The 19590-nt window shown below is 60.3% G+C and carries 22 protein-coding genes; 13 read left to right on the top strand and 9 right to left on the bottom strand.

The window, feature by feature from the left end; all coding sequences use genetic code 11:
• Position 1: 1 nt before the first annotated feature.
• From ACR0J2_RS11870 to tldD, 5 genes are all read right to left on the bottom strand, one after another.
• Positions 2–628: a 3-oxoacid CoA-transferase subunit B gene (locus ACR0J2_RS11870; protein WP_480812670.1), complete on the bottom strand. Its 627-nt coding sequence runs from the start codon at positions 626–628 to the stop codon at positions 2–4.
• Entirely contained in the window at positions 628–1332 is a 705-nt protein-coding gene (locus ACR0J2_RS11875; protein ID WP_170613262.1) for a CoA transferase subunit A, read from the bottom strand. The genes ACR0J2_RS11870 and ACR0J2_RS11875 overlap by 1 nt, the downstream gene beginning before the upstream one ends.
• Before the next feature lie 102 nt (positions 1333–1434).
• Positions 1435–4056, bottom strand: a complete 2622-nt coding sequence (gene topA, locus ACR0J2_RS11880; protein ID WP_170807763.1) for a type I DNA topoisomerase — start codon at positions 4054–4056, stop codon at positions 1435–1437.
• Between the two features lie 172 nt (positions 4057–4228).
• Entirely contained in the window at positions 4229–5371 is a 1143-nt protein-coding gene (gene dprA, locus ACR0J2_RS11885) for a DNA-processing protein DprA (protein WP_170825134.1), read from the bottom strand.
• A gap of 240 nt (positions 5372–5611) precedes the next feature.
• A complete protein-coding gene (tldD, locus tag ACR0J2_RS11890; RefSeq protein ID WP_480812671.1) occupies positions 5612–7033 on the bottom strand; it encodes a metalloprotease TldD in 1422 nt (473 codons plus the stop codon).
• 176 nt (positions 7034–7209) lie between these two features.
• Here tldD and coxB point away from each other — a divergent pair, with 176 nt between their 5' ends.
• From coxB to ACR0J2_RS11945, 11 genes are all read left to right on the top strand, one after another.
• Complete coding sequence (gene coxB / locus ACR0J2_RS11895; RefSeq protein ID WP_480812672.1) at positions 7210–8121, top strand: cytochrome c oxidase subunit II; 912 nt, start codon at positions 7210–7212, stop codon at positions 8119–8121.
• An 84-nt stretch (positions 8122–8205) separates the two neighbouring features.
• Positions 8206–9162: a heme o synthase gene (gene cyoE / locus ACR0J2_RS11900; protein ID WP_170807767.1), complete on the top strand. Its 957-nt coding sequence runs from the start codon at positions 8206–8208 to the stop codon at positions 9160–9162.
• Complete coding sequence (locus ACR0J2_RS11905) at positions 9159–9320, top strand: hypothetical protein (RefSeq protein ID WP_170807768.1); 162 nt, start codon at positions 9159–9161, stop codon at positions 9318–9320. Before cyoE ends, ACR0J2_RS11905 begins: the two co-directional genes overlap by 4 nt.
• Positions 9320–9895, top strand: a complete 576-nt coding sequence (locus ACR0J2_RS11910) for a cytochrome c oxidase assembly protein (RefSeq protein WP_480812673.1) — start codon at positions 9320–9322, stop codon at positions 9893–9895. Before ACR0J2_RS11905 ends, ACR0J2_RS11910 begins: the two co-directional genes overlap by 1 nt.
• A 22-nt stretch (positions 9896–9917) precedes the next feature.
• Positions 9918–10733: a cytochrome c oxidase subunit 3 gene (locus tag ACR0J2_RS11915; RefSeq protein WP_170613246.1), complete on the top strand. Its 816-nt coding sequence runs from the start codon at positions 9918–9920 to the stop codon at positions 10731–10733.
• A gap of 156 nt (positions 10734–10889) precedes the next feature.
• Positions 10890–11567: an SURF1 family protein gene (locus tag ACR0J2_RS11920; protein ID WP_480812674.1), complete on the top strand. Its 678-nt coding sequence runs from the start codon at positions 10890–10892 to the stop codon at positions 11565–11567.
• The gene (gene thrC / locus ACR0J2_RS11925) at positions 11564–12952 is read left to right on the top strand and encodes a threonine synthase (RefSeq protein WP_480713805.1); all 1389 of its coding nucleotides are present in this window, start codon (positions 11564–11566) and stop codon (positions 12950–12952) included. The genes ACR0J2_RS11920 and thrC overlap by 4 nt, the downstream gene beginning before the upstream one ends.
• Entirely contained in the window at positions 12949–14211 is a 1263-nt protein-coding gene (locus ACR0J2_RS11930) for a M16 family metallopeptidase (RefSeq protein WP_480812675.1), read from the top strand. The genes thrC and ACR0J2_RS11930 overlap by 4 nt, the downstream gene beginning before the upstream one ends.
• A complete protein-coding gene (locus tag ACR0J2_RS11935) occupies positions 14211–14795 on the top strand; it encodes a GNAT family N-acetyltransferase (protein ID WP_170613774.1) in 585 nt (194 codons plus the stop codon). The genes ACR0J2_RS11930 and ACR0J2_RS11935 overlap by 1 nt, the downstream gene beginning before the upstream one ends.
• A gap of 124 nt (positions 14796–14919) precedes the next feature.
• Entirely contained in the window at positions 14920–15738 is an 819-nt protein-coding gene (locus ACR0J2_RS11940) for an MBL fold metallo-hydrolase (RefSeq protein ID WP_480812676.1), read from the top strand.
• A 38-nt stretch (positions 15739–15776) separates the two neighbouring features.
• Positions 15777–17192 (top strand): FAD-binding oxidoreductase, encoded by a 1416-nt coding sequence (locus ACR0J2_RS11945; RefSeq protein ID WP_480812677.1) that lies wholly within the window; start codon positions 15777–15779, stop codon positions 17190–17192.
• A gap of 34 nt (positions 17193–17226) precedes the next feature.
• Here ACR0J2_RS11945 and ACR0J2_RS11950 read toward each other — a convergent pair whose 3' ends face one another.
• Positions 17227–17667, bottom strand: coding sequence for a fasciclin domain-containing protein (locus ACR0J2_RS11950; protein ID WP_480812728.1), 441 nt, complete (start codon positions 17665–17667; stop codon positions 17227–17229).
• Between ACR0J2_RS11950 and ACR0J2_RS11955 the strand changes: the two genes are divergently transcribed.
• Entirely contained in the window at positions 17616–17726 is a 111-nt protein-coding gene (locus tag ACR0J2_RS11955) for a hypothetical protein (RefSeq protein ID WP_480812729.1), read from the top strand. The two genes, ACR0J2_RS11950 and ACR0J2_RS11955, sit on opposite strands and share 52 nt — an antisense overlap.
• A 153-nt stretch (positions 17727–17879) precedes the next feature.
• Here ACR0J2_RS11955 and ACR0J2_RS11960 read toward each other — a convergent pair whose 3' ends face one another.
• Both ACR0J2_RS11960 and ACR0J2_RS11965 read right to left on the bottom strand, forming a co-directional pair.
• The gene (locus tag ACR0J2_RS11960) at positions 17880–18419 is read right to left on the bottom strand and encodes an adenine phosphoribosyltransferase (protein WP_170619414.1); all 540 of its coding nucleotides are present in this window, start codon (positions 18417–18419) and stop codon (positions 17880–17882) included.
• A gap of 80 nt (positions 18420–18499) precedes the next feature.
• On the bottom strand, positions 18500–18634 hold the full coding sequence (locus ACR0J2_RS11965) for a hypothetical protein (protein WP_480812678.1): 135 nt from the start codon (positions 18632–18634) through the stop codon (positions 18500–18502).
• A 107-nt stretch (positions 18635–18741) separates the two neighbouring features.
• Between ACR0J2_RS11965 and ACR0J2_RS11970 the strand changes: the two genes are divergently transcribed.
• Positions 18742–18915, top strand: a complete 174-nt coding sequence (locus ACR0J2_RS11970; protein ID WP_480812679.1) for a hypothetical protein — start codon at positions 18742–18744, stop codon at positions 18913–18915.
• Between the two features lie 2 nt (positions 18916–18917).
• On the opposite strand, the gene ACR0J2_RS11975 is transcribed toward ACR0J2_RS11970, so the two are convergent.
• On the bottom strand, positions 18918–19547 hold the full coding sequence (locus ACR0J2_RS11975; RefSeq protein WP_170613228.1) for a LysE family translocator: 630 nt from the start codon (positions 19545–19547) through the stop codon (positions 18918–18920).
• Between the last annotated feature and the right edge of the window lie 43 nt (positions 19548–19590).

A 19590-nucleotide genomic window follows, 5' to 3' on the forward strand; every position in this document is an offset into this window, starting at 1 on the left:
ATCAGTCGACGATCGTGGCCAGGGTCGAGGCCCGCATATCGTCTTCACTGACACCGTCGGCCAGTTCGACAATCTTCAGGCCGCCTTCAACCACATCCAGAACGCCCAGATTGGTGATGATGCGATCAACGACGCCCTTACCTGTCAGCGGCAAGGTGCATTCCTTCAGCACTTTTGAATCGCCATGTTTGTTGGTGTGATCCATGACCACGATCACACGACCGACGCCGGCGACCAGATCCATCGCGCCGCCCATACCCTTGACCAGCTTGCCCGGGATCATCCAGTTGGCCAGATCGCCCTTTTCGTCCACTTCCATGGCACCCAGAATCGCCGCAGCGATCTTGCCGCCCCGGATCATGGCAAAGGACGTGGCGCTGTCGAAGTAGGACGTGCGGGACAGTTCGGTGATCGTCTGCTTGCCCGCGTTGATCAGGTCGGGGTCTTCTTCACCCTCGAACGGGAATGGACCCATGCCCAGCATGCCGTTCTCGGATTGCAGTGTGATGTCCTTGTCGCCCACGTAGTTCGCCACCAGCGTCGGAATGCCGATGCCGAGGTTCACATACATGCCATCTTCCAGCTCTTCCGCCGCGCGTGCGGCCATCTGATTGCGGTCCCAGGGCATTATGCGTCCTCCTTCTTGCGGGTGGTGCGCTGTTCGATGCGCTTTTCGTGACTACCCTGAATGATGCGGTGCACGTAGATGCCGGGCAGATGGATCCCATCCGGGTCGAGCGAGCCGCGCGGCACGATCTCTTCAACTTCGGCGATGCAGATCTTGCCGCAGGTCGCGGCAGGTACATTGAAGTTGCGTGCAGTCTTGCGGAAAATCAGGTTGCCGGTGTCATCGGCCTTCCAGGCTTTGACGATGGCGAGATCGGCAAAAATGCCTTCCTCCATGATGTAGGTCTCGCCGTTGAAGTCCTTGTGTTCCTTGCCGTCTGCAATCACGGTACCCACGCCGGTCTTGGTATAAAAGCCGGGGATGCCCGCGCCGCCTGCGCGCATACGTTCGGCCAGAGTGCCTTGCGGGTTGAATTCCAGCTCCAACTCGCCGCTCAGATACTGGCGCATGAATTCGGCGTTTTCACCGACATACGAGCTGATCATCTTTTTGACCTGCTTCGTCTGCAGCAGGATGCCGATACCGAAATCGTCGACCCCGGCGTTGTTGCTGGCAAAAGTCAGATCCTTGGCGCCCGATTCCCGGATCGCCTCAAGCAGCAGTTCGGGAATACCGCACAGGCCGAAACCGCCCGCCGCAATCAGCATGCCATCCGACAGCACCCCATCGAGCGCTTCAGTGGCATTGGCATAGATTTTCTTCATGGAAAACTCCCCCAATGACATGGTGATGCGGCAGGTTGTGCCGCCACGTCACGGGGAAGTCAATGAAACCAGAGGGCAATGGTATTTCTACCTAGCCCCGTCTCAGCCCGCCTTCTTGGCTGTCTTCTTGGCAGCGGCCTTCTTCTTTGGCGCAGCTTTTTTCTTGGTGCCCTTCTTGGCCGCACGCTCGTTGACCAGTTCAACGGCCATTTCCTGCGTCACGTCTTCGGGTTTTACGTCCTTGGGAATGGTCGCGTTGACTTTCTCCCATTTCACATACGGCCCGTAGCGCCCGTCCAGAACCTGCATCGCGCCGCCATCGGGATGCTCGCCCAGTTCCTTCAGCGGTTTAGCCGCCGCATTACGGCCCCGACCGGGGTTGGCCCGTTTTTCGGCCAGCAGTTCAACGGCCCGGTTCATCCCGATCTCGAACACGTCATTGGGATCTTTGAGGTTGGCGTAAACCGGTTTGGCTTCATCGGCCAGTTGATGCATCAGGTAAGGCCCGAAGCGACCGAAATTCGCGCTGATCATTCCACCTTCGGGGTGTTCGCCGATCTGGCGGGGCAGGCTGAGAAGGGTCAGCGCCTTGTCCAGATCCATGTCATCCTTGCTCCAGCCACGCGGCAGCGACGCACGGGGGGGTTTCTTGTTCTCCGGCGTCGGCTCGCCACGCTGGACATAAGGACCAAAGCGGCCGGATTTCAGCCAGATCTCATCACCCGCATCCTCGCCCAGAAGACGTTCGTCGCCTTCCGCGCCTTCACCGGCGATCGGACGGGTATACGTGCATTCCGGGTAGTTGCCGCACCCGACGAACCCGCCGGTGCGCGACGTCTTCAGATGTAATTGCCCCACGCCGCATTTCGGGCAGATACGCGGATCCGACCCGTCCTCGCGCGGCGGATAAAGCTGCGGCGCCAGCGCTTCGTCCAGCTTGTCCAGCACTTCCGAAATGCGCAGCTCCGAGGTCTCGCCGATTGCAGCCGAAAACTCGCGCCAAAACTTGCCCAACAGATCCTTGTAGTCGCGATCCCCGGCGCTGACGTCGTCCAGCTGTTCTTCCAGATTGGCGGTGAACTCATAGCCCACGTACTGACGGAAGAAATTCAGCAGGAAGATGGTGACGATGCGACCCTTTTCTTCAGGGATCAGCCGGTTCTTGTCCTTGCGCACATATTCCCGGTCCTGGATCGTCGTGACAATGCTGGCGTAGGTTGAAGGGCGCCCGATCCCCAGCTCCTCCATCCGCTTCACAAGGGTAGCCTCGGTATAGCGCGGGGGCGGCTGGGTGTGATGTTGCAGGGCCAGAACGGCTTCATTCTCGGACAGGATGGCGGCCTTGTCATCGCTCGTGGCCTTGGTGTGCTGATCCCGCAATGAGGTCTTGGCAAACGGGGCAGGGTCCCCCTTCATGATCTGAGGCAGGCGTTTTTCGTCGTCATCCGTGACGTCATCGCGGCCCTCTTCATAGACGCGCATGAACCCGTCGAACAAAACCACCTGCCCGGTGGCGCGCAGACCGACCTGACCGTCGGCGCTGCCAATCTCGACCGTGGTCCGCTCCAGCCGGGCGGCGGCCATCTGGCAGGCGATTGTACGTTTCCAGATCAGATCATAAAGCTTGCGCTGATCCTCATCCGTGACCTTCAGCGCCTTGGCATCGCGGGTCATATCCGTCGGGCGGATACATTCATGCGCTTCCTGAGCGTTCTTGGCCTTGTTCTTATACATGCGCGGGCTGTCTGGCACGTATTCTGCGCCATATCGGTCGGCGATGGCGTCGCGGGTGGCAGTCACAGCTTCTGGCGCCATGTCGATGCCGTCAGTCCGCATATATGTAATGTAACCCGCCTCATACAGCCGCTGCGCCACCTGCATCGCGTGGCGGGCTCCCATGCCGAACTTGCGGCTGGCTTCCTGCTGCAGCGTGGATGTCATGAACGGCGCGCTTGGGTTGCGGGCGGCAGGCTTGGCCTCGACTGATGTCACGCTCAACGCGCGGCTGGTGATGGCCTGAACTGCCAATTCGGCTTGTGTCGAATTGGTCAGGTCGTGCTTGTCCAGCTTTTTTCCGGCCAGCGTGACCAGCCGGGCCTCGTAGGTCTGGCCGCGGGGTGTTTCGAACAAGGCCCGCACCGACCAGTATTCGACCGGTTTGAACGCCTCGATCTCCATCTCGCGCTCGACGATCAGGCGCAGGCAGACCGACTGCACCCGGCCAGCCGACCGCGCGCCGGGCAGCTTGCGCCACAGAACGGGTGACAGGTTGAACCCCACCAGGTAATCCAGCGCACGGCGGGCCAGATAAGCCTCGACCAGCGGCATGTCCACCTGACGTGGGTTCTGCATCGCCTGCGTCACAGCCTCTTTGGTGATGGCGTTGAATGTAACCCGGCTGACCGGAGTGTCTTTCTTGATCGAGCGCCGCTTGGTCAGCGCTTCCTGCAGGTGCCAGCTGATTGCTTCGCCCTCGCGATCGGGGTCAGTGGCCAGGATCAGCGCATTGTCGTCCTTAAGTGCGTCGGCGATGGCCTTGACGTGCTTGCGGCTGTCATTGCCGACTTCCCATTTCATCGAGAATTCATGCTCTGGATCAACCGATCCGTCCTTCGGCGGCAAGTCGCGTACATGGCCGTACGAGGCCAGAACGGTGTAGTCGGGGCCCAGATATTTGTTGATTGTTTTTGCTTTGGCCGGAGATTCTACAACAACTACAGGCATTTAAGATGAATCCTTGCTCGACAGGCTTTGCGCTTTGTATGGCGGTGCAAAATGTGTGCGGCAAGATCGAATTGTCAATGCGTACCTTGCCGCATCTTGTTTTTCCCGCAATTTCAGCGCTCTGGCCGGGCCAAATTTCTTCAAACAGACGGGGCCGCGCAAAAGCCGGTGATCAGGCTACTCGCGAAAGCAGGCCGCCCGCCTGCCGCTGGATTCGTCCGTCCAGTTCCAGATCCAGCAAGGCCGGGGCGATGGCCTCGGCCGAGGCGGCAATGTCCCGGATCAACTGGTCTTCGGCCACCGGCGAAGGACCCAGCCGCGCCAAAATTTCGGCCTGCAAGACTGACGCCTCTGGCATTGCAGGGGCGTCAGACGAAGGTTGAAGGCTTAGCGGAAGTTCCGGCGCCTCTGCCACAGATTGTTGCGGCGGCAGTGCGTCAATCACGTCTTGCGCAGAACGGACCAGCGTGGCGCCATCGCGGATCAGCAGGTTGCACCCGGCGGCGCGGGCATCGAACGGGTGGCCGGGTACGGCCAGAACCTCGCGCCCCTGATCCAGCGCGTCCCGCGCCGTGATCAGACTGCCGGATTTTGCCGCCGCCTCGACCACCACAACCGCCTGCGCGAGGCCCGAGATGATGCGGTTGCGCCGCGGGAAATGCCGTGCCTGCGGCGTCACCCCCATCGGCTGTTCGGACAATCGCAGGCCCTTGCGTGCAATATCGTTCGCAAGATCGGTATTTTCCGCCGGATAAACAACGTCGACCCCGCCTGCCAGAACAGCCACCGTTCCGGTGTCCAGCGATGCGATGTGCGCGGATGTGTCGATGCCGCGCGCCATGCCTGAGACGACCGTATAACCGCACGCCCCAAGCTCTTTCGCCAGGTTCCGGGCCATGCGCCCCCCGAGGGACGAGCAGTTGCGCGCGCCGACCAAAGCAATTGCCGGTTTTGCCAGTACGCTGATGTCACCGATGGCCCACAGCATCGGGGGTGCGTCAGACAGGGTCGACAGGGAAGCGGGGAAGTCAGCGGCCCCAAGGCACAGAAGCCGCGCTTTTGCGGCTTTTGCAGCCCTGAGCTCCGCCTCAATCACGCCGGGTGGGCATATTTCATAGTCTTCGATCCCGGCGGCGCGTGCCATTTCCGGCAACGCGGCCAGCGCATTCTGCGCTGAGCCATGTTCGCGCAACAGTCGCCGGAATGTTGCCGGGCCAACCTTGCGTGAGCGCAACAGACGGAGCCAGGAAAACCGGTCCTCTTCCGTGGTGGGTGGGAGTGGGGGGTGATAGGAAGAAAGCTGCTCTTCAGTCATCCGTTGCTCCGCCTGATTGCAGAACTGGTTTACGGGATGCGGGGTTAACAGCCTGTGAATCGTTGAAAATTAGATGCTATTTGCACAGGTGGTGTGATTTGATTGCAGGATAACCAATGGAAAGTAAAAAGAAAAACCGCGATAGCTTTCCTTGCGCAGTTTGCGGTCATTCCAATGCAGAAGTCAAAAAATCAGGCGCAGTGTTAACCCTGCGCCCTTGAGTCTCCAATTGATTCCCGCTCAGGCGGCCGATCCGCCCACGGTCAGGCCATCCATCAGAACGGTTGGTTGGCCGACCCCCACAGGCACCCATTGCCCGTCCTTGCCGCAGGTGCCCATGCCCGGGTCCAGCTCCATGTCATTTCCAAGCCCGCGAATGCGCTTCAGGGCGGAAGGGCCATCCCCGATCAGCGTCGCGCCCTTGACTGGTGCACCGATCTTGCCGTTCTCGACCCGATACGCCTCGGTGCAGGAGAAAACAAACTTGCCGTTGGTGATATCCACCTGACCACCGCCAAAGCCTACGGCCCAGATACCGTCCTTGATGTCCGCAACCAGGGCCGCAGGGTCCGCATCGCCTCCCAGCATGATCGTGTTGGTCATGCGTGGCATTGGCTTGTGCGCATAGCTTTGCCGCCGCCCGTTGCCGGTGGGCGCAACATTCATCAGCCGTGCGTTCTGGCGGTCCTGCATATATCCCGTCAGTATTCCGTCTTCGATCAGAACTGTGCGGGAACTGGGCGTGCCTTCGTCGTCCACCGTGATCGAGCCACGCCGGTCCGCGATGGTGCCGTCATCGACCACAGTTACCCCCCTGGACGCGATCTGCTGCCCCATTAGCCCGGCAAAAGCCGAACTGCCCTTGCGGTTGAAATCCCCTTCAAGCCCGTGCCCAATCGCCTCGTGCAGCAGGATACCGGGCCAGCCGGGGCCGAGGGCCACTTCCATCACACCGGCCGGGGCAGGGACTGCGTCCAGGTTGACCAGAGCGATCCGCAATGCCTCGCGCGCCTTGTCCTGCCAGTCCGCCGGATCGATCAGCCCATCCAGACCGATACGGCCACCGCCACCGGCTGAACCGCTTTCGCGGCGTCCGTTCTGCTCCACGATGACCGAGATGTTCAGACGGGTCATCGGGCGCACGTCTCGCACCAGAACGCCATCAGGGCGCAGAATCTCAACCTCCTGTACTGCGGCTGCGATGGTTGCGCTGACCTGAACCACCCGGGGGTCGAGATCGCGGGAAAACGCATCAATCTCGCGCAGCGTCTCGATTTTGACCGGAAAGCTGGCGGTTTCGATCGGATCCTCATCTGTGTAAAGCCGCTTGTTGGTCGCCCGCGGCGCCTCGGCCAGCGTGCCACCGCCATCCCCGACCGCCAGCCGCGCGGTCTCGGCCGCCCGTTTCAGCGCGGGGATCGAAACGTCCGTGGAATGCGCATATCCGGCAACTTCGCCCTGCACGGCGCGCAGTCCAAATCCTTCGGACGCATCATAAGACGCGGTCCGCAGTCGACCGTCATCAAAGACCAGAGATTCGGATTTACGGCGTTCCACGAACAGCTCGCCATCCTCGGCGCCCGCCGTTGCCGATTGCAGCACCGCAAGCGCTTCATCATGCGGAATTGCGGTTTCAAAGGGGCGAAACGGGTCGTTTGACATGGCTTGGGACCTTTCCGGTTTGATCCAGATCAAAAATAGCGTCTGTTTGACGCAAGCATTTTGCTTTATCTACCCGCAGGAATATGGTTTTTAACGCGGCCAAAGACAACGGGAGAGGTGTGGCCGATTCACACCTTTTCGCCAGGGACGCAAAGATCAAACGATCAGGACAGAAAATGAAGAATGCTTTGATGCTTTCGGGGTTTATGACAGCCCTCTCCAGCCTTCCCGCCATGGCTCAGGAGCTTGAGATTATCGGCAAGCCGGTCGATGGTGGCATGGGTTTCCAGCCCCCCGCCACCAGCCTGGCCGAAGGGATTCGGGATCTGGATGGGATGATTCTGGTCATCATCACCGCCGTTTGTTTGCTGGTTGGTGGCCTGCTGCTTTATTGCATCGTGCGCTACAATCAGCGCGTTAACCCGAAGCCAGCCGGTTTCTCTCACTACACCCCGGTCGAGATCGCCTGGACGCTTGGCCCGATCCTGATTCTGGTCTTCATTGGCGCCTTCTCGTTGCCGGTTCTGTTCAAGCAGCAGGAGATTCCCGAAGGCGACGTGGTGATCAAGGTTGTCGGCAACCAGTGGTACTGGACCTATGAATACGTCGATCACGACTTTGCGTTCGACAGCTACCTGCTGGGCCACCCGGCCACCCTGGACGAAGGTGCCCGCCCAGCTGACGCTGACGTGACGCCGTTTGTTTTGGACGACGCGATGCGCGCCAAGCTGGCCGATTCCGGATACAGCGACGATGAATGGCTGTTGGCCACCGACACTGCGGTTGTCGTACCGGTGAACAAGGTCGTCGTCATGCAGGTGACCGCATCCGATGTGATCCACTCGTGGACGATCCCGTCCTTCGGCGTGAAGCAGGACGGTGTACCCGGTCGTCTGGCCGAGCTGTGGTTCGAGGCCGACAAGGAAGGCATCTATTTCGGCCAGTGTTCGGAACTGTGTGGCAAAGACCACGCCTATATGCCGATCACCGTCAAGGTCGTCAGCCAGGAAGCCTATGATGAATGGCTGAAGAGTGCGATCGACGAATACGCAGGCCTGCCGCAATCCTATCAGATTGCTGCCAAGTAAACGCGACAGGGCGGGCTGGCCCCGCCTGAAACAACATGCAGGCTGCGCGTTAATCGCGCAGCTTTCGCCCACAAAGGACCGGAAATGAGCGACGCAAGCTTCAATGCCAGCACCGTGACCGCGAAGGGATACGCGGACGAGGCCAGCTTTGGCGATTATTTCGCCCTACTGAAGCCGCGTGTGATGTCTCTGGTCGTGTTCACCGCGCTGGTCGGTCTGCTGGCGGCTCCGGTTTCCGTGAATCCCGTGGTCGGTTTTTGCGCCATTCTGTTCATTGCCATCGGTGGCGGTGCGTCCGGCGCGCTGAACATGTGGTGGGATGCGGACATCGACAAGGTGATGAAACGCACCAAGGGTCGTCCCATCCCGTCCGGCAAGGTTGAACCGGGCGAGGCGATGGCGCTAGGCCTTGCGTTGTCGGGCATGTCGGTCATCATGCTGGCGCTGGCTACGAACATCTTTGCCGGTGCGTTTCTGGCCTTTACCATCTTTTTCTATGTCGTGATCTACACGATGTGGCTGAAGCGCCTGACGCCGCAGAACATCGTGATCGGCGGCGCGGCCGGAGCGTTCCCGCCGGTGATCGGCTGGGTTGCCGCCACAGGCTCCATGACGCTTGAGCCGTGGCTGATGTTCGCTCTGACCTTCATGTGGACGCCGCCGCATTTCTGGGCGCTGGCCTTGTTCATGCGCACGGATTACGACGATGCCGGTGTTCCGATGCTGACGGTCACTCATGGGCGACGCGCGACCCGTGTGCATATCCTGATCTATACTGCGCTGCTGGCCATTCTAGCGGTTGGCACGGCCTTCTCGGGCATTGGCGGCCCGGTCTATCTGACCGTCGCCCTTGTTCTGAATGCGCTGTTCCTGCGCGGCGCATGGCGGATTTCCCGCCGCAGCGAAGACGATGCCGAGGCGGACAATTTCAAGGTCGAGCGTGGCTTCTTCAAACTGTCACTGCTGTATCTGTTCCTGCATTTCGGCGCCATTCTCGTGGAAGCGCTGCTGAAGCCCTATGGGCTGGGAGGCTGGTCATGAGCCTGCGCAAAAGCCACGAGCTGCATCAGCGCCGTTTCAGCCGTAATCTTGGCGTGGGGCTGACCCTGGCTGCTTTCATCGTGATCATCTTCGGCCTGACCATCGCCAAGGTTTCCAGCAGTTCCTTCACGGGTCCCGCTGTCGAGGTGCAGAACTGATGGCGATGTCGGGTCCTCAAAAAACGGTTGTGCAACTGGTCGGTGTGGTCGTCCTGATGGGCGGTCTGGCCTGGGCTGCGGTGCCGTTTTACAACTGGTTCTGCAGGGTTACAGGATTTGGTGGCACCACCGGCGTCGCTCAGCAAGCCCCTGATAACATTCTCGACCGCATGGTCACGATCCGTTTCGACGGCTCCAAGGCCAAGGGCATGCCGTGGGAGTTCAAGCCCGTCGAACGCGAGATGAAGGTCCGCATCGGGGAAACCGGGCTGGCCTTTTACGAGGCCTACAATCCGACCGACAAACCCATTGCCGGGCAGGCGTCCTATAACGTGACGCCGTATTCGGCAGGCGGGTATTTCCAGAAGATCGCCTGCTTCTGCTTTGACGAGCAGGTATTGCAGCCGGGTGAGCGGGTCGAGATGCCCGTAACCTTCTTTGTCGACCCCGAAATCGTCGAAGACCCCGAAGCACAGTATGTTCATACGATCACTCTGTCGTATACATTCTACGAAATCGACCTGCCCGAGGGCTATGCTGCCCTTGACGTGCAGGCAGACACAAATACGAACTAACGCCTTAAGGTGAGGGACACTGATGGCACACGCTAAAGACCATGACTACCACATTCTGAACCCCTCGATCTGGCCGCTTGTTGGCGCCGTCGGTGGTTTTGTGATGCTGTTCGGAGCCGTTTTGTGGATGCACGGAATCACTCCGTGGATATTCTGGGCCGGTCTGGTGGCCGTTCTCTACACCATGTTCGCCTGGTGGTCCGAAGTGGTGGTCGAAAGCCGTCAGGGCGACCACACGCCGGTTGTCCGTATCGGCCTGCGCTACGGCTTCATCCTGTTCGTGATGTCCGAGGTGATGTTCTTCTTTGCCTGGTTCTGGTCGTTCTTCAAACATCGGATGTACCCGATGTACGACTATGCCGGCACCGAATACATCCAGCCGGACATCCACGCGGTTGACCCGTTCCACCTGCCGCTGATCAACACGCTGGTTCTGCTGTTGTCGGGCTGCGCGATCACCTGGGCGCACCACGCGCTTGTGCACGGCAATGACCGAAAGGCACTGGTGCAGGGTCTGGCAATCGGTATCGCGCTGGGTATTGCGTTTACCTTCCTGCAGGGTTTCGAATATTACGAACTGCTGGCCCACGGTGGTTGGGAATTCGGCGGCGATCAGTTCTATTCGAACTTCTTCATGGCAACCGGGTTCCATGGCGCACACGTGATCATCGGCACCATCTTCCTGACGGTCTGTCTGATCCGCGCACTGAAAGGCGATTTCACGCCCGAGAAACACGTCGGTTTCGAAGCGGCCGCCTGGTATTGGCACTTCGTGGACGTTGTCTGGCTGTTCCTGTTCTTTGCCGTCTACATCTGGGGTCAGGCCCCGCTGATGTAACTCCGCTTTGGTGATCCAATTGCAAAAGCCGCCCTTTGGGGCGGCTTTTTCTCTATCCGGGGCGCAAGATTGCGCCCCATACAATTGCGTGGTTGCAATTCGGGTCGCACGGCCCTTAACAAGACGCCGGTTCCTGCAATGAGGTTTGCCCAAGCCATGCGCCGCTTTCTGTTTCTGCTGATCTTCGGCGTTGCCGGTCTGGGCGTGCTGGTGTCGCTGGGCGTCTGGCAGGTGCAGAGACTTGCGTGGAAACAGGGGATCCTGGCCGAGATCGAAAGCCGGATCTCAGCCGAGCCCGTTGCTTTGCCTCCGCAGGTTTCGGAGGATGCCGACAAGTACCTGCCGGTCACTGTCTCTGGCGAAATGGAACCGGGCGAAATCCATGTTCTGGTTTCGGTCAAGCAGGTTGGGGCCGGGTATCGCATCATCCAGTCCTTCAGTACCGCGGATCGGACAATTCTGGTGGACCGGGGTTTCGTCCGGACCACTGCCAAGCAGGCGGAGCGTTCGACCGGGCCTATGGAGATCACCGGCAATCTGCACTGGCCCGATGAGATCGACAGCTATACGCCCGATCCGGACATCGATGACAACATCTGGTTTGCCCGGGATGTGCCAAATCTGGCCGCAGCGCTGGGAGCGGAGCCGGTGCTGTTGATTGCCCGCACGAAAACCGACCCGAATGTAACGCCTTTGCCAGTGGATGCGGCGGGTATCCCGAACGATCATTTGCAATATGCAATCACCTGGTTTGGTCTGGCTCTGGTCTGGGCCGCGATGACCGGGTACTTCCTGTGGCGCAGCCGTGCCAATACTGAGAGTGACGCGACATGAAATACATCTCGACCCGTGGGCAGGCGCCCGAACTGACCTTTGAAGAGGCGATGCTGACCGGACTGGCCCGCGATGGCGGCCTGTACCTGCCTGCCGAAATTCCGGTAATGTCACAGGACGAGATCGCCGCTCTGGCCGGTCTGTCCTATGAAGAAATCGCGTTCCGCGTGATGTGGCCCTATGTCAGCGGCTCGTTTGCCGAAGATGAGTTCAAGGAAATCATCGCCCGTGCTTACGAAGGTTTCGGCCATGATGCCCGGGCACCATTGAAGCAGCTAAACGAAAACCATTTCCTGCTGGAATTGTTCCACGGCCCGACGCTGGCATTCAAGGATTTCGCGATGCAGTTGATCGGTCAGCTGTTCCAGGTCGCTCTGAAACGGCGGGGCGATCGGGTGACCATCGTCGGCGCGACCAGCGGCGACACCGGATCGGCGGCCATCGAGGCGTTCCGGGGTCTGGATGCCGTGGACGTATTCATCTTGTATCCGCATGGCCGCGTGTCCGAGGTGCAGCGCCGTCAGATGACCACACCCGCCGATGGCAACGTGCATGCGCTTGCCGTGGATGGGGATTTCGACGATTGCCAGGCCGCGCTGAAGGATATGTTCAACGATTTCGACTTCCGCGATGGTGTGAAACTGGCGGGCGTGAACTCGATCAACTTTGCCCGTGTTCTGGCGCAGATCGTCTATTACTTTTCGGCGGCTGTCAGCCTCGGAGCCCCGCACCGCAAGGTCAGCTTTACCGTCCCCACCGGCAATTTCGGTGACATCTTCGCGGGCTATCTGGCCAAACGCATGGGGCTTCCAATCGACCGTCTGGTCGTGGCCACGAACCAGAACGACATTCTGCACCGCTGTCTGTCGGGTGAGGGATACTTCAAAGGCGACACGATCCCCTCGATCAGCCCGTCGATGGATATTCAGGTCAGCTCGAACTTCGAACGCGCGCTGTATTATGCCTATGGCGAAGACGGCGCCGCAGTGGCCCAATTGATGGACGAACTAAAGACGGGCGGCTTCAACGTCAGCCAGGGCGCGATGGAGGCCTTGCGTGAAAGCTTCGACTCCGGTCGCGTGTCCGAAGACGAAACGCTTGCGACGATCAAGAACACGCTCGCCCACAGCGCCGAGCTGGTTTGCCCGCATACAGCCGTCGGCGTCAGGGTCGCCGAAGCGCACCGCACGGCGGACGTGCCGATGATCACACTGGCCACCGCGCACCCGGCGAAATTCCCGGCTGCGGTCGAGAAGGCGAGCGGCGTGCATCCGCCTCTTCCATCCCGCATGTCTGATCTGTATGAACGTCCGGAACGGGTGACCCGCATTGCCAACGATCTGGGTGCCCTCGAGGATCATATCAGAAGGCATATTGCTGAGTGACTGTCAGACAGGACCAACTGAAGAACGGGTTTCGTATCGTCAGTGAACATATGCCGGGGCTGCAATCGGCGGCCATCGGTATCTGGGTAACCGCCGGCGGGCGGCACGAGCGGATCGAGCAGAACGGCATCGCCCATTTCCTTGAACACATGGCGTTCAAGGGAACCAAGCGGCGTTCCGCACTGCAGATCGCCGAGGCGATCGAAGATGTGGGCGGCTATATCAATGCCTACACCTCGCGCGAAGTAACGGCCTATTACGCACGTGTCCTGAAAGACGACGTGGCGCTGGCCATGGATGTCATCGGCGACATTGTCCTGAATCCGGTTTTCGACCCGCGCGAGATCGAAGTCGAGCGCGGCGTCATCCTGCAGGAGATCGGTCAGGCCTATGACACGCCCGACGACGTGATCTTTGACTGGTTGCAGGAGCAGAGCTATCACGATCAGCCTCTGGGCCGGACCATCCTTGGGCCCACCGAGAGGGTCAGTGCCTTCTCGCGCGAGGATCTGTCGGGTTTCGTGGCAGAGCATTACGGCCCGGATCAGATGATCCTGTCCGCCGCCGGCGCTGTGGATCACGATGCGCTGATGAAACTGGCCGAGGAGATGTTTGGCCATCTGACACCCAGAACCGGTCTGATCGCCGAGCCTGCGCGGTTCACCGGCGGTGAGGCGCGGCAGGAAAAAGCGCTGGAACAGGCCCATTTCGCACTGGCGCTGGAAAGCCCAGGCTATCGTGACGATGCGATCTATACCGCACAGATCTACTCGACCGCACTGGGTGGCGGCATGTCCTCGCGTCTGTTTCAGGAAGTGCGCGAGACGCGCGGGCTTTGCTACACGATTTTCGCGCAGACAGGTGCCTATGCCGATACCGGGACAACCACGATCTATGCCGGAACATCGGCCGATCAGGTTGGCGAACTGGCAACGATCACCATCGACGAGATGAAGCGCGCCGCCGAAGACATGAGCGAGGAAGAGGTCGCCCGTGCCCGTGCACAGATGAAGGCGGGCATGCTGATGGGGCTGGAAAGCCCCTCGAACCGGGCCGAACGCTTGGCGCGGCTGGTGCAGATCTGGGGCAGGGTGCCCTCGCTCGAGGATACCGTCGCCAAAATCGACGCCGTCAGCACCGAGGACGTCCGCGTCTTTGCCGAACAGATGGCCGTACAGGCCCCGGCAGCGCTGGCGCTCTATGGCCCTGTCTCGGGCGCGCCCACGCTGGCGCAATTGCAGGAGAGGCGTGCGGCGTGATGCTGTTGGGCAGACGCAAGCTGAAACTCGAAACCGAGCGGCTGAGCCTGCGTCCGCCTGTGCATTCCGATTTCAATGACTGGGCCGCGTTGCGGCGGGCGTCGCGCGACTACCTGACCCCGTGGGAGCCGATCTGGGCCCAGGATCACCTGAGCCGCAAATCCTTCACCAACCGGGTCTACTGGGCGCAGCGCTCGGTCGGCAGCAGTACGGCGATCCCGTTGTTCCTGTTTCGCCGCAGCGACAACGTGCTGCTGGGGGCGATCACGCTGGACAACATCCGGCGTGGCCCGGCGCAGGCCGGAACGCTTGGCTATTGGACGGGTCAGGCGTTTGCCCGGCAGGGGTATATGCGCGAGGCCATCGGCGCGGTTGTGCACCACGCCTTTACCCGCCTTGACCTGAGCCGGATCGAGGCTGCCTGTCTGCCGGAAAACAATGCCTCGCGCGGGTTGCTGGAAAGCTCGGGGTTCAAATACGAAGGCGTGGCGCAGTCGTATCTACAGATCAACGGGCGCTGGCGGACGCATGTTCTTTATGCCAGCCTGCGTTCGGACCGGCGCGGCAAGACCGACGCCGGGTAGGTGGCCCCAAAGGGGCCATCGGGGGCTCTGCCCCCGGCCGCGTCAAGCCGCGTCTCCCCCGGGATATTTTCGGCCAGATGAACAAGGGGCATGACTTGGTGGCGTTCTGCGCTACACTCTCATCATGCGCTGGGTGGTTCTGGCATTGATGGTAATCTCGGGAGCGGTGTCGGCGCAGGAGCGGCGGCCGAGCCATTGTATTGCTATTGCAGACGCGGCACCGGGCATTGAGTATCTGCACAAGGCGGCGTGGACCGACCCGGTGCCCGAGTTTTCGGTGCGCATCAGTTACATTGCCCACGCATCCTTTCTGATCCAGACGCAGGGCGGCTTGAATTCGGTCACCGATTTCACCGGTTTCATCGGCAGCGCCGATCTGATTCCCGACGTGGTGACGATGAACCACGCCCACAATACGCACTGGACGGCGCATCCGGATCCTGCCATCCCCCATGTCCTGCCGGGTTGGGGCGAATTCGGGCAGGGGATCGAACACTATCTTGATCTTGGTGAATTGGTGGTGCGCAACGTGTCGACCGATATCCGATCGACCCTGGGTGGGGTCGAGACCAAGGGCAATTCTATTTTCGTATTCGAGGTCGAAGGCCTGTGCATCGGCCATCTGGGGCATCTGCACCATGTCCCTTCGGACGAGCAGTTTGCCGCGTTGGGACGTTTGGATGTGGTGATGGCGGCCGTGGATGGAGGCACGACCATGCCCCTGCCCGAGATGATCACTGTCCTCAAGCGCCTCAAAAGCTCGGTTATCATACCGATGCACTGGTTCTCGGGGTTTTCGCTGGATCGGTTCCTGGTCGACATCCGGGATACATTCCCGGTGGAGCGTGACGGGGTTTCCGAGATCACGGTGTCGCTCAAAACGCTGCCCGACCGGCCAACCGTCGTGGTGCTGGAGCCGCAATACCTGATTGATCTGGAATAAGACTTGTTGCAGCCGCGTGAGTTGGGCAAGGAAGGGGCATGACACTTTATCCCGCCGATGAAACCCTTGCCCGAAGGATCGAGGCTGAACTGGGTGACGCGATCCTGCGCCCTGTGGCTGCGCGGTATCTGGAAGAACCGCGCCGCCGGTTTGCCGGGCATGTCGGCCTGCTGGCCGCGCCGCGCACGGTTCACGAGGTGGCGGGCCTGATCCGCATCGCATCCGACGCACGGGTGTCGGTTGTTCCTTATGGCGGCGGAACGGGACTGGTCGGTGGGCAAGTGATGCCGGACGGACCGCCGCCGCTGCTAATATCGCTTGAGCGGATGACGGCCATCCGGGCGGTCTATCCGTCCGAGAACGTGCTGGTGGCCGAGGCTGGGGCGATTCTTGCCGATGTCCAGGCAGTTGCCGAAAGCGCCGACCGCCTGTTCCCTTTGTCCCTTGCCGCGCAGGGGTCTTGTCGCATCGGCGGGAATCTCGCGACCAATGCAGGCGGGGTGAACGTACTGCGTTACGGCAATGCGCGTGATCTGTGCCTGGGCCTTGAGGCGGTGCTGCCGAATGGCGACATCTGGAACGGGCTGAGCCGGTTGCGCAAGGACAACACCGGCTATGATCTGCGGAACCTGTTGATCGGGTCGGAAGGGACACTGGGGATCATCACTGCGGCCGCACTGAAGCTGTTTCCGCGCCCGGCCGGTATCGGAACCGCGATGTTTCAGGTGACGTCTGCGCAGGCCGCCATTGATCTTCTGGCGCTTGCGCGGGACCAGGTCGGCGAAGCGGTATCGACGTTCGAACTGATCCACCGGCAGGGGCTGGAGTTTCTATCCGAAGTTCTGCCCGCCATCCGGCAACCCTTTGCGGTGCCGCCGGAATGGTGTGTGCTGATCGAACTGGGCTTGTCGCGCGGGCTTTCTCCGACAGACACGCTTGCGGACCTTTTTGAACAGGCAAGTCAGCGCGGCTTGGTCAGCGATGGTGTGATTGCCCAGAACGAAACACAGCGTCACGAGTTGTGGTCAGTGCGCGAAGACATCCCCGAGACGAACCGGATGATCGGCTCGGTCTCAAGCCACGATATCTCGATCCCGATTTCGCGTGTCCCCGAGTTCATTCGGCGCGGCGCGGAGCTTGTGGCCGGGCTTGGGCCGTACCGGATCAATTGTTTTGGACATCTCGGGGACGGGAATCTGCACTATAACGTGTTCCCGCCAAAGGGCCGAGACAGGTCCGACTTCGACGCGCAACGGGCCGAGGTCAAGCATGCGGTGCATGAGCTTGTGCACGAATTCGAAGGATCGGTCAGCGCTGAACACGGGGTGGGGCGGCTGAAAACAGATGATCTTGAGCGCTATGGAGATCCCGCCAAGCTGACAGCAATGCGTGCTATCAAGGCGGCGCTTGACCCTAAGGGGATAATGAACCCGGGCGCTGTCCTGAAGGCATAGCTGCGGCCCGTGTGATACGGGCCGCGCACTGCACTTACGAGCCAGGCAGGATCACCTTGTCGATAACGTGGATGACGCCATTGGACGTCTCTATATCGGCCTGAACAACATTCGCATCGTTGATCATAACGCCATTGTCCAGATCGATCGTGACCTCGCCACCCTGAACGGTTGCGGCTTTCATGTCGTCGGACAGGTCACCGGACATCACTTTGCCGGGCACCACGTGGTAGGTCAGAACGGCGACAAGCTGGTCCTTGTTCTCGGGCTTTAGCAGGGTCTCAACCGTGCCTTCGGGCAGGGCGGCAAACGCCTCGTCTGTGGGGGCGAATACGGTGAACGGCCCTTCACCTTTCAACGTGTCGACCAGTTCGGCGGCCTGAACGGCTGCGACGAGGGTTTCAAAGCTTCCGGCGCCGACCGCTGTGTCAACGATGTCCTTGGAATGACCGTCAGCGTAAGCAGCTGTTCCCACGAAAAGGCTTGCTGCGCCGGCGATTGCGAGTTTGCGAAACATGGTCTGTAATCCCTTGATGGAATGCCGTTATTGGCATCTACCGGGCTACGCGCCGCTCTCAAGAAGAGATCACTGAATATGTCGATAAGTTTGGGTTGAACACAACGTGAACCGCGCTAAGCCGGCGCGGTCGCATATTTCCATTCACGGTTTTGTGATTGAATCGAGGCTCACAGCCCCTCGAATTCACACAGGACGTGGACATCCATGCCCATGCCTTCCAGCACCTTGCGGCCGCCCAGATCGGGCAGGTCGATGATGAATGAGCATGACACGATCTCGCCGCCCAGCCGTTCGATCAGCTTGATGCCGGCAGCGGCGGTGCCGCCGGTGGCCAGCAGGTCATCGACGACAAGGATCTTTTCACCGGGCTGAATGGCGTCGTCATGGATTTCGACGATCGCCTCGCCGTATTCCAGTTTGTAGTCCTGGCTGATCGTGGTACCGGGCAGCTTGCCTTTCTTGCGGATCGGGACAAATCCGACGCTCAGCTGATGCGCTATCGCTCCGCCCAGGATGAATCCGCGCGCCTCAAGTCCCACGACCTTGTCGATCTGCTCGCCCGCATAAGGGTGCAGCATCTGGTCGATGGCCATGCGAAACCCACGCGGATCTGCAAACAGGGTGGTGACGTCCCGGAACATGATCCCTTCATGGGGGAAATCAACGATGGTGCGGATATAATCCTTGACCGTAGTGTGTTTGGGCATGCGCGACCCCTTGCCTCGTGCTACGCGGGGTGTTTGGCCTATCCGTGCCTTTCACGCAAGCAAAGTTTGGCTTTTCGGGCTCACCTGCGGCGCTTTGGCAGCGCCATGGGAAGGCCGTAGTAGCAGTAACGTCCCACAGGCAGCCACGACAGATGCGGCTTGCGCCAGTTGCGCTGATCTTTCAGAAGGAAGGCCTGAGCGACGCTAAGGTTCATTGCTACACGCCCTGTTTTACTGCTGTGCATGTGATATCTACATTTTCTATGCAATGTATATACAATGCACAGCTAAAGGAATCGAGAATTTGACGGGGTCCAGAGGCGTGACACAGAAAATCGGTAAAGGTTCTACCAGGAAAAACAGTCAGTTGGTCCTGCGGCTGGACAGAGATGAGCGTGACGCTTTTGTCGAGTTATGCAAAGAGCTGGACACCTCGGCCGCGCGCGAAATCCGACGCTTCATTCGTGGGTTCATGAAGGAACACGCCGAGGAGTAGCGTCAGGCAGGGCGGCGCAGAATGGCGGTTGCAAATCCCATTCCGATCAACGCCAATCCGCCGAACCGGGTCATTGCGGTGATGACATTGGCACGTCCGATCATCAGGCGCAGTCGGTCGGCCAGCAGCGCATAGGCCAGCGCGTTCAGCCAGGCCAGCCCGACAAATGTAGCTATCAGGATCGTGAACTGCGGGCCCAGCGGGTCATCCGGGCGCAGGAACTGCGGCACAAAAGCGATGAAAAAGGCGATGGACTTGGGGTTCAGCGCCGTCACGGCCGCCGCATGGCCAAAAACGCCGCGCGCCGTCACCTCGCGCTCGGTGCGGACGGTGCTCAGCCCGCCTGACGGAGCGCTGCGCAGCAGTTTGATACCCAGCCAGACCAGATAGGCCGCCCCGACCCATTTCAGAACGGAAAACAAGGTGGCCGAGGCAAGAACCAGCGCCCCAAGTCCCAGCAGGGATGCCGTCATCGCCAGCAGATCGCCAAGCGCCACGCCGGTGGCCGAGGCGACGGCGACACTGCGCCCTTTCGACAAGGCGTAGCTGAGTATCAGCAAAACTGTCGGCCCGGGGATCAGCAGCAGGGCGGTGGAAGCGGCGACAAAGGCCAGCCATAGATCTGTCGACATGAGGCATCCTGTAATTTCGTCTCACAGAAAGACTTGCCGCGCG

This window comes from Ruegeria sp. CG4 (assembly GCF_056537185.1).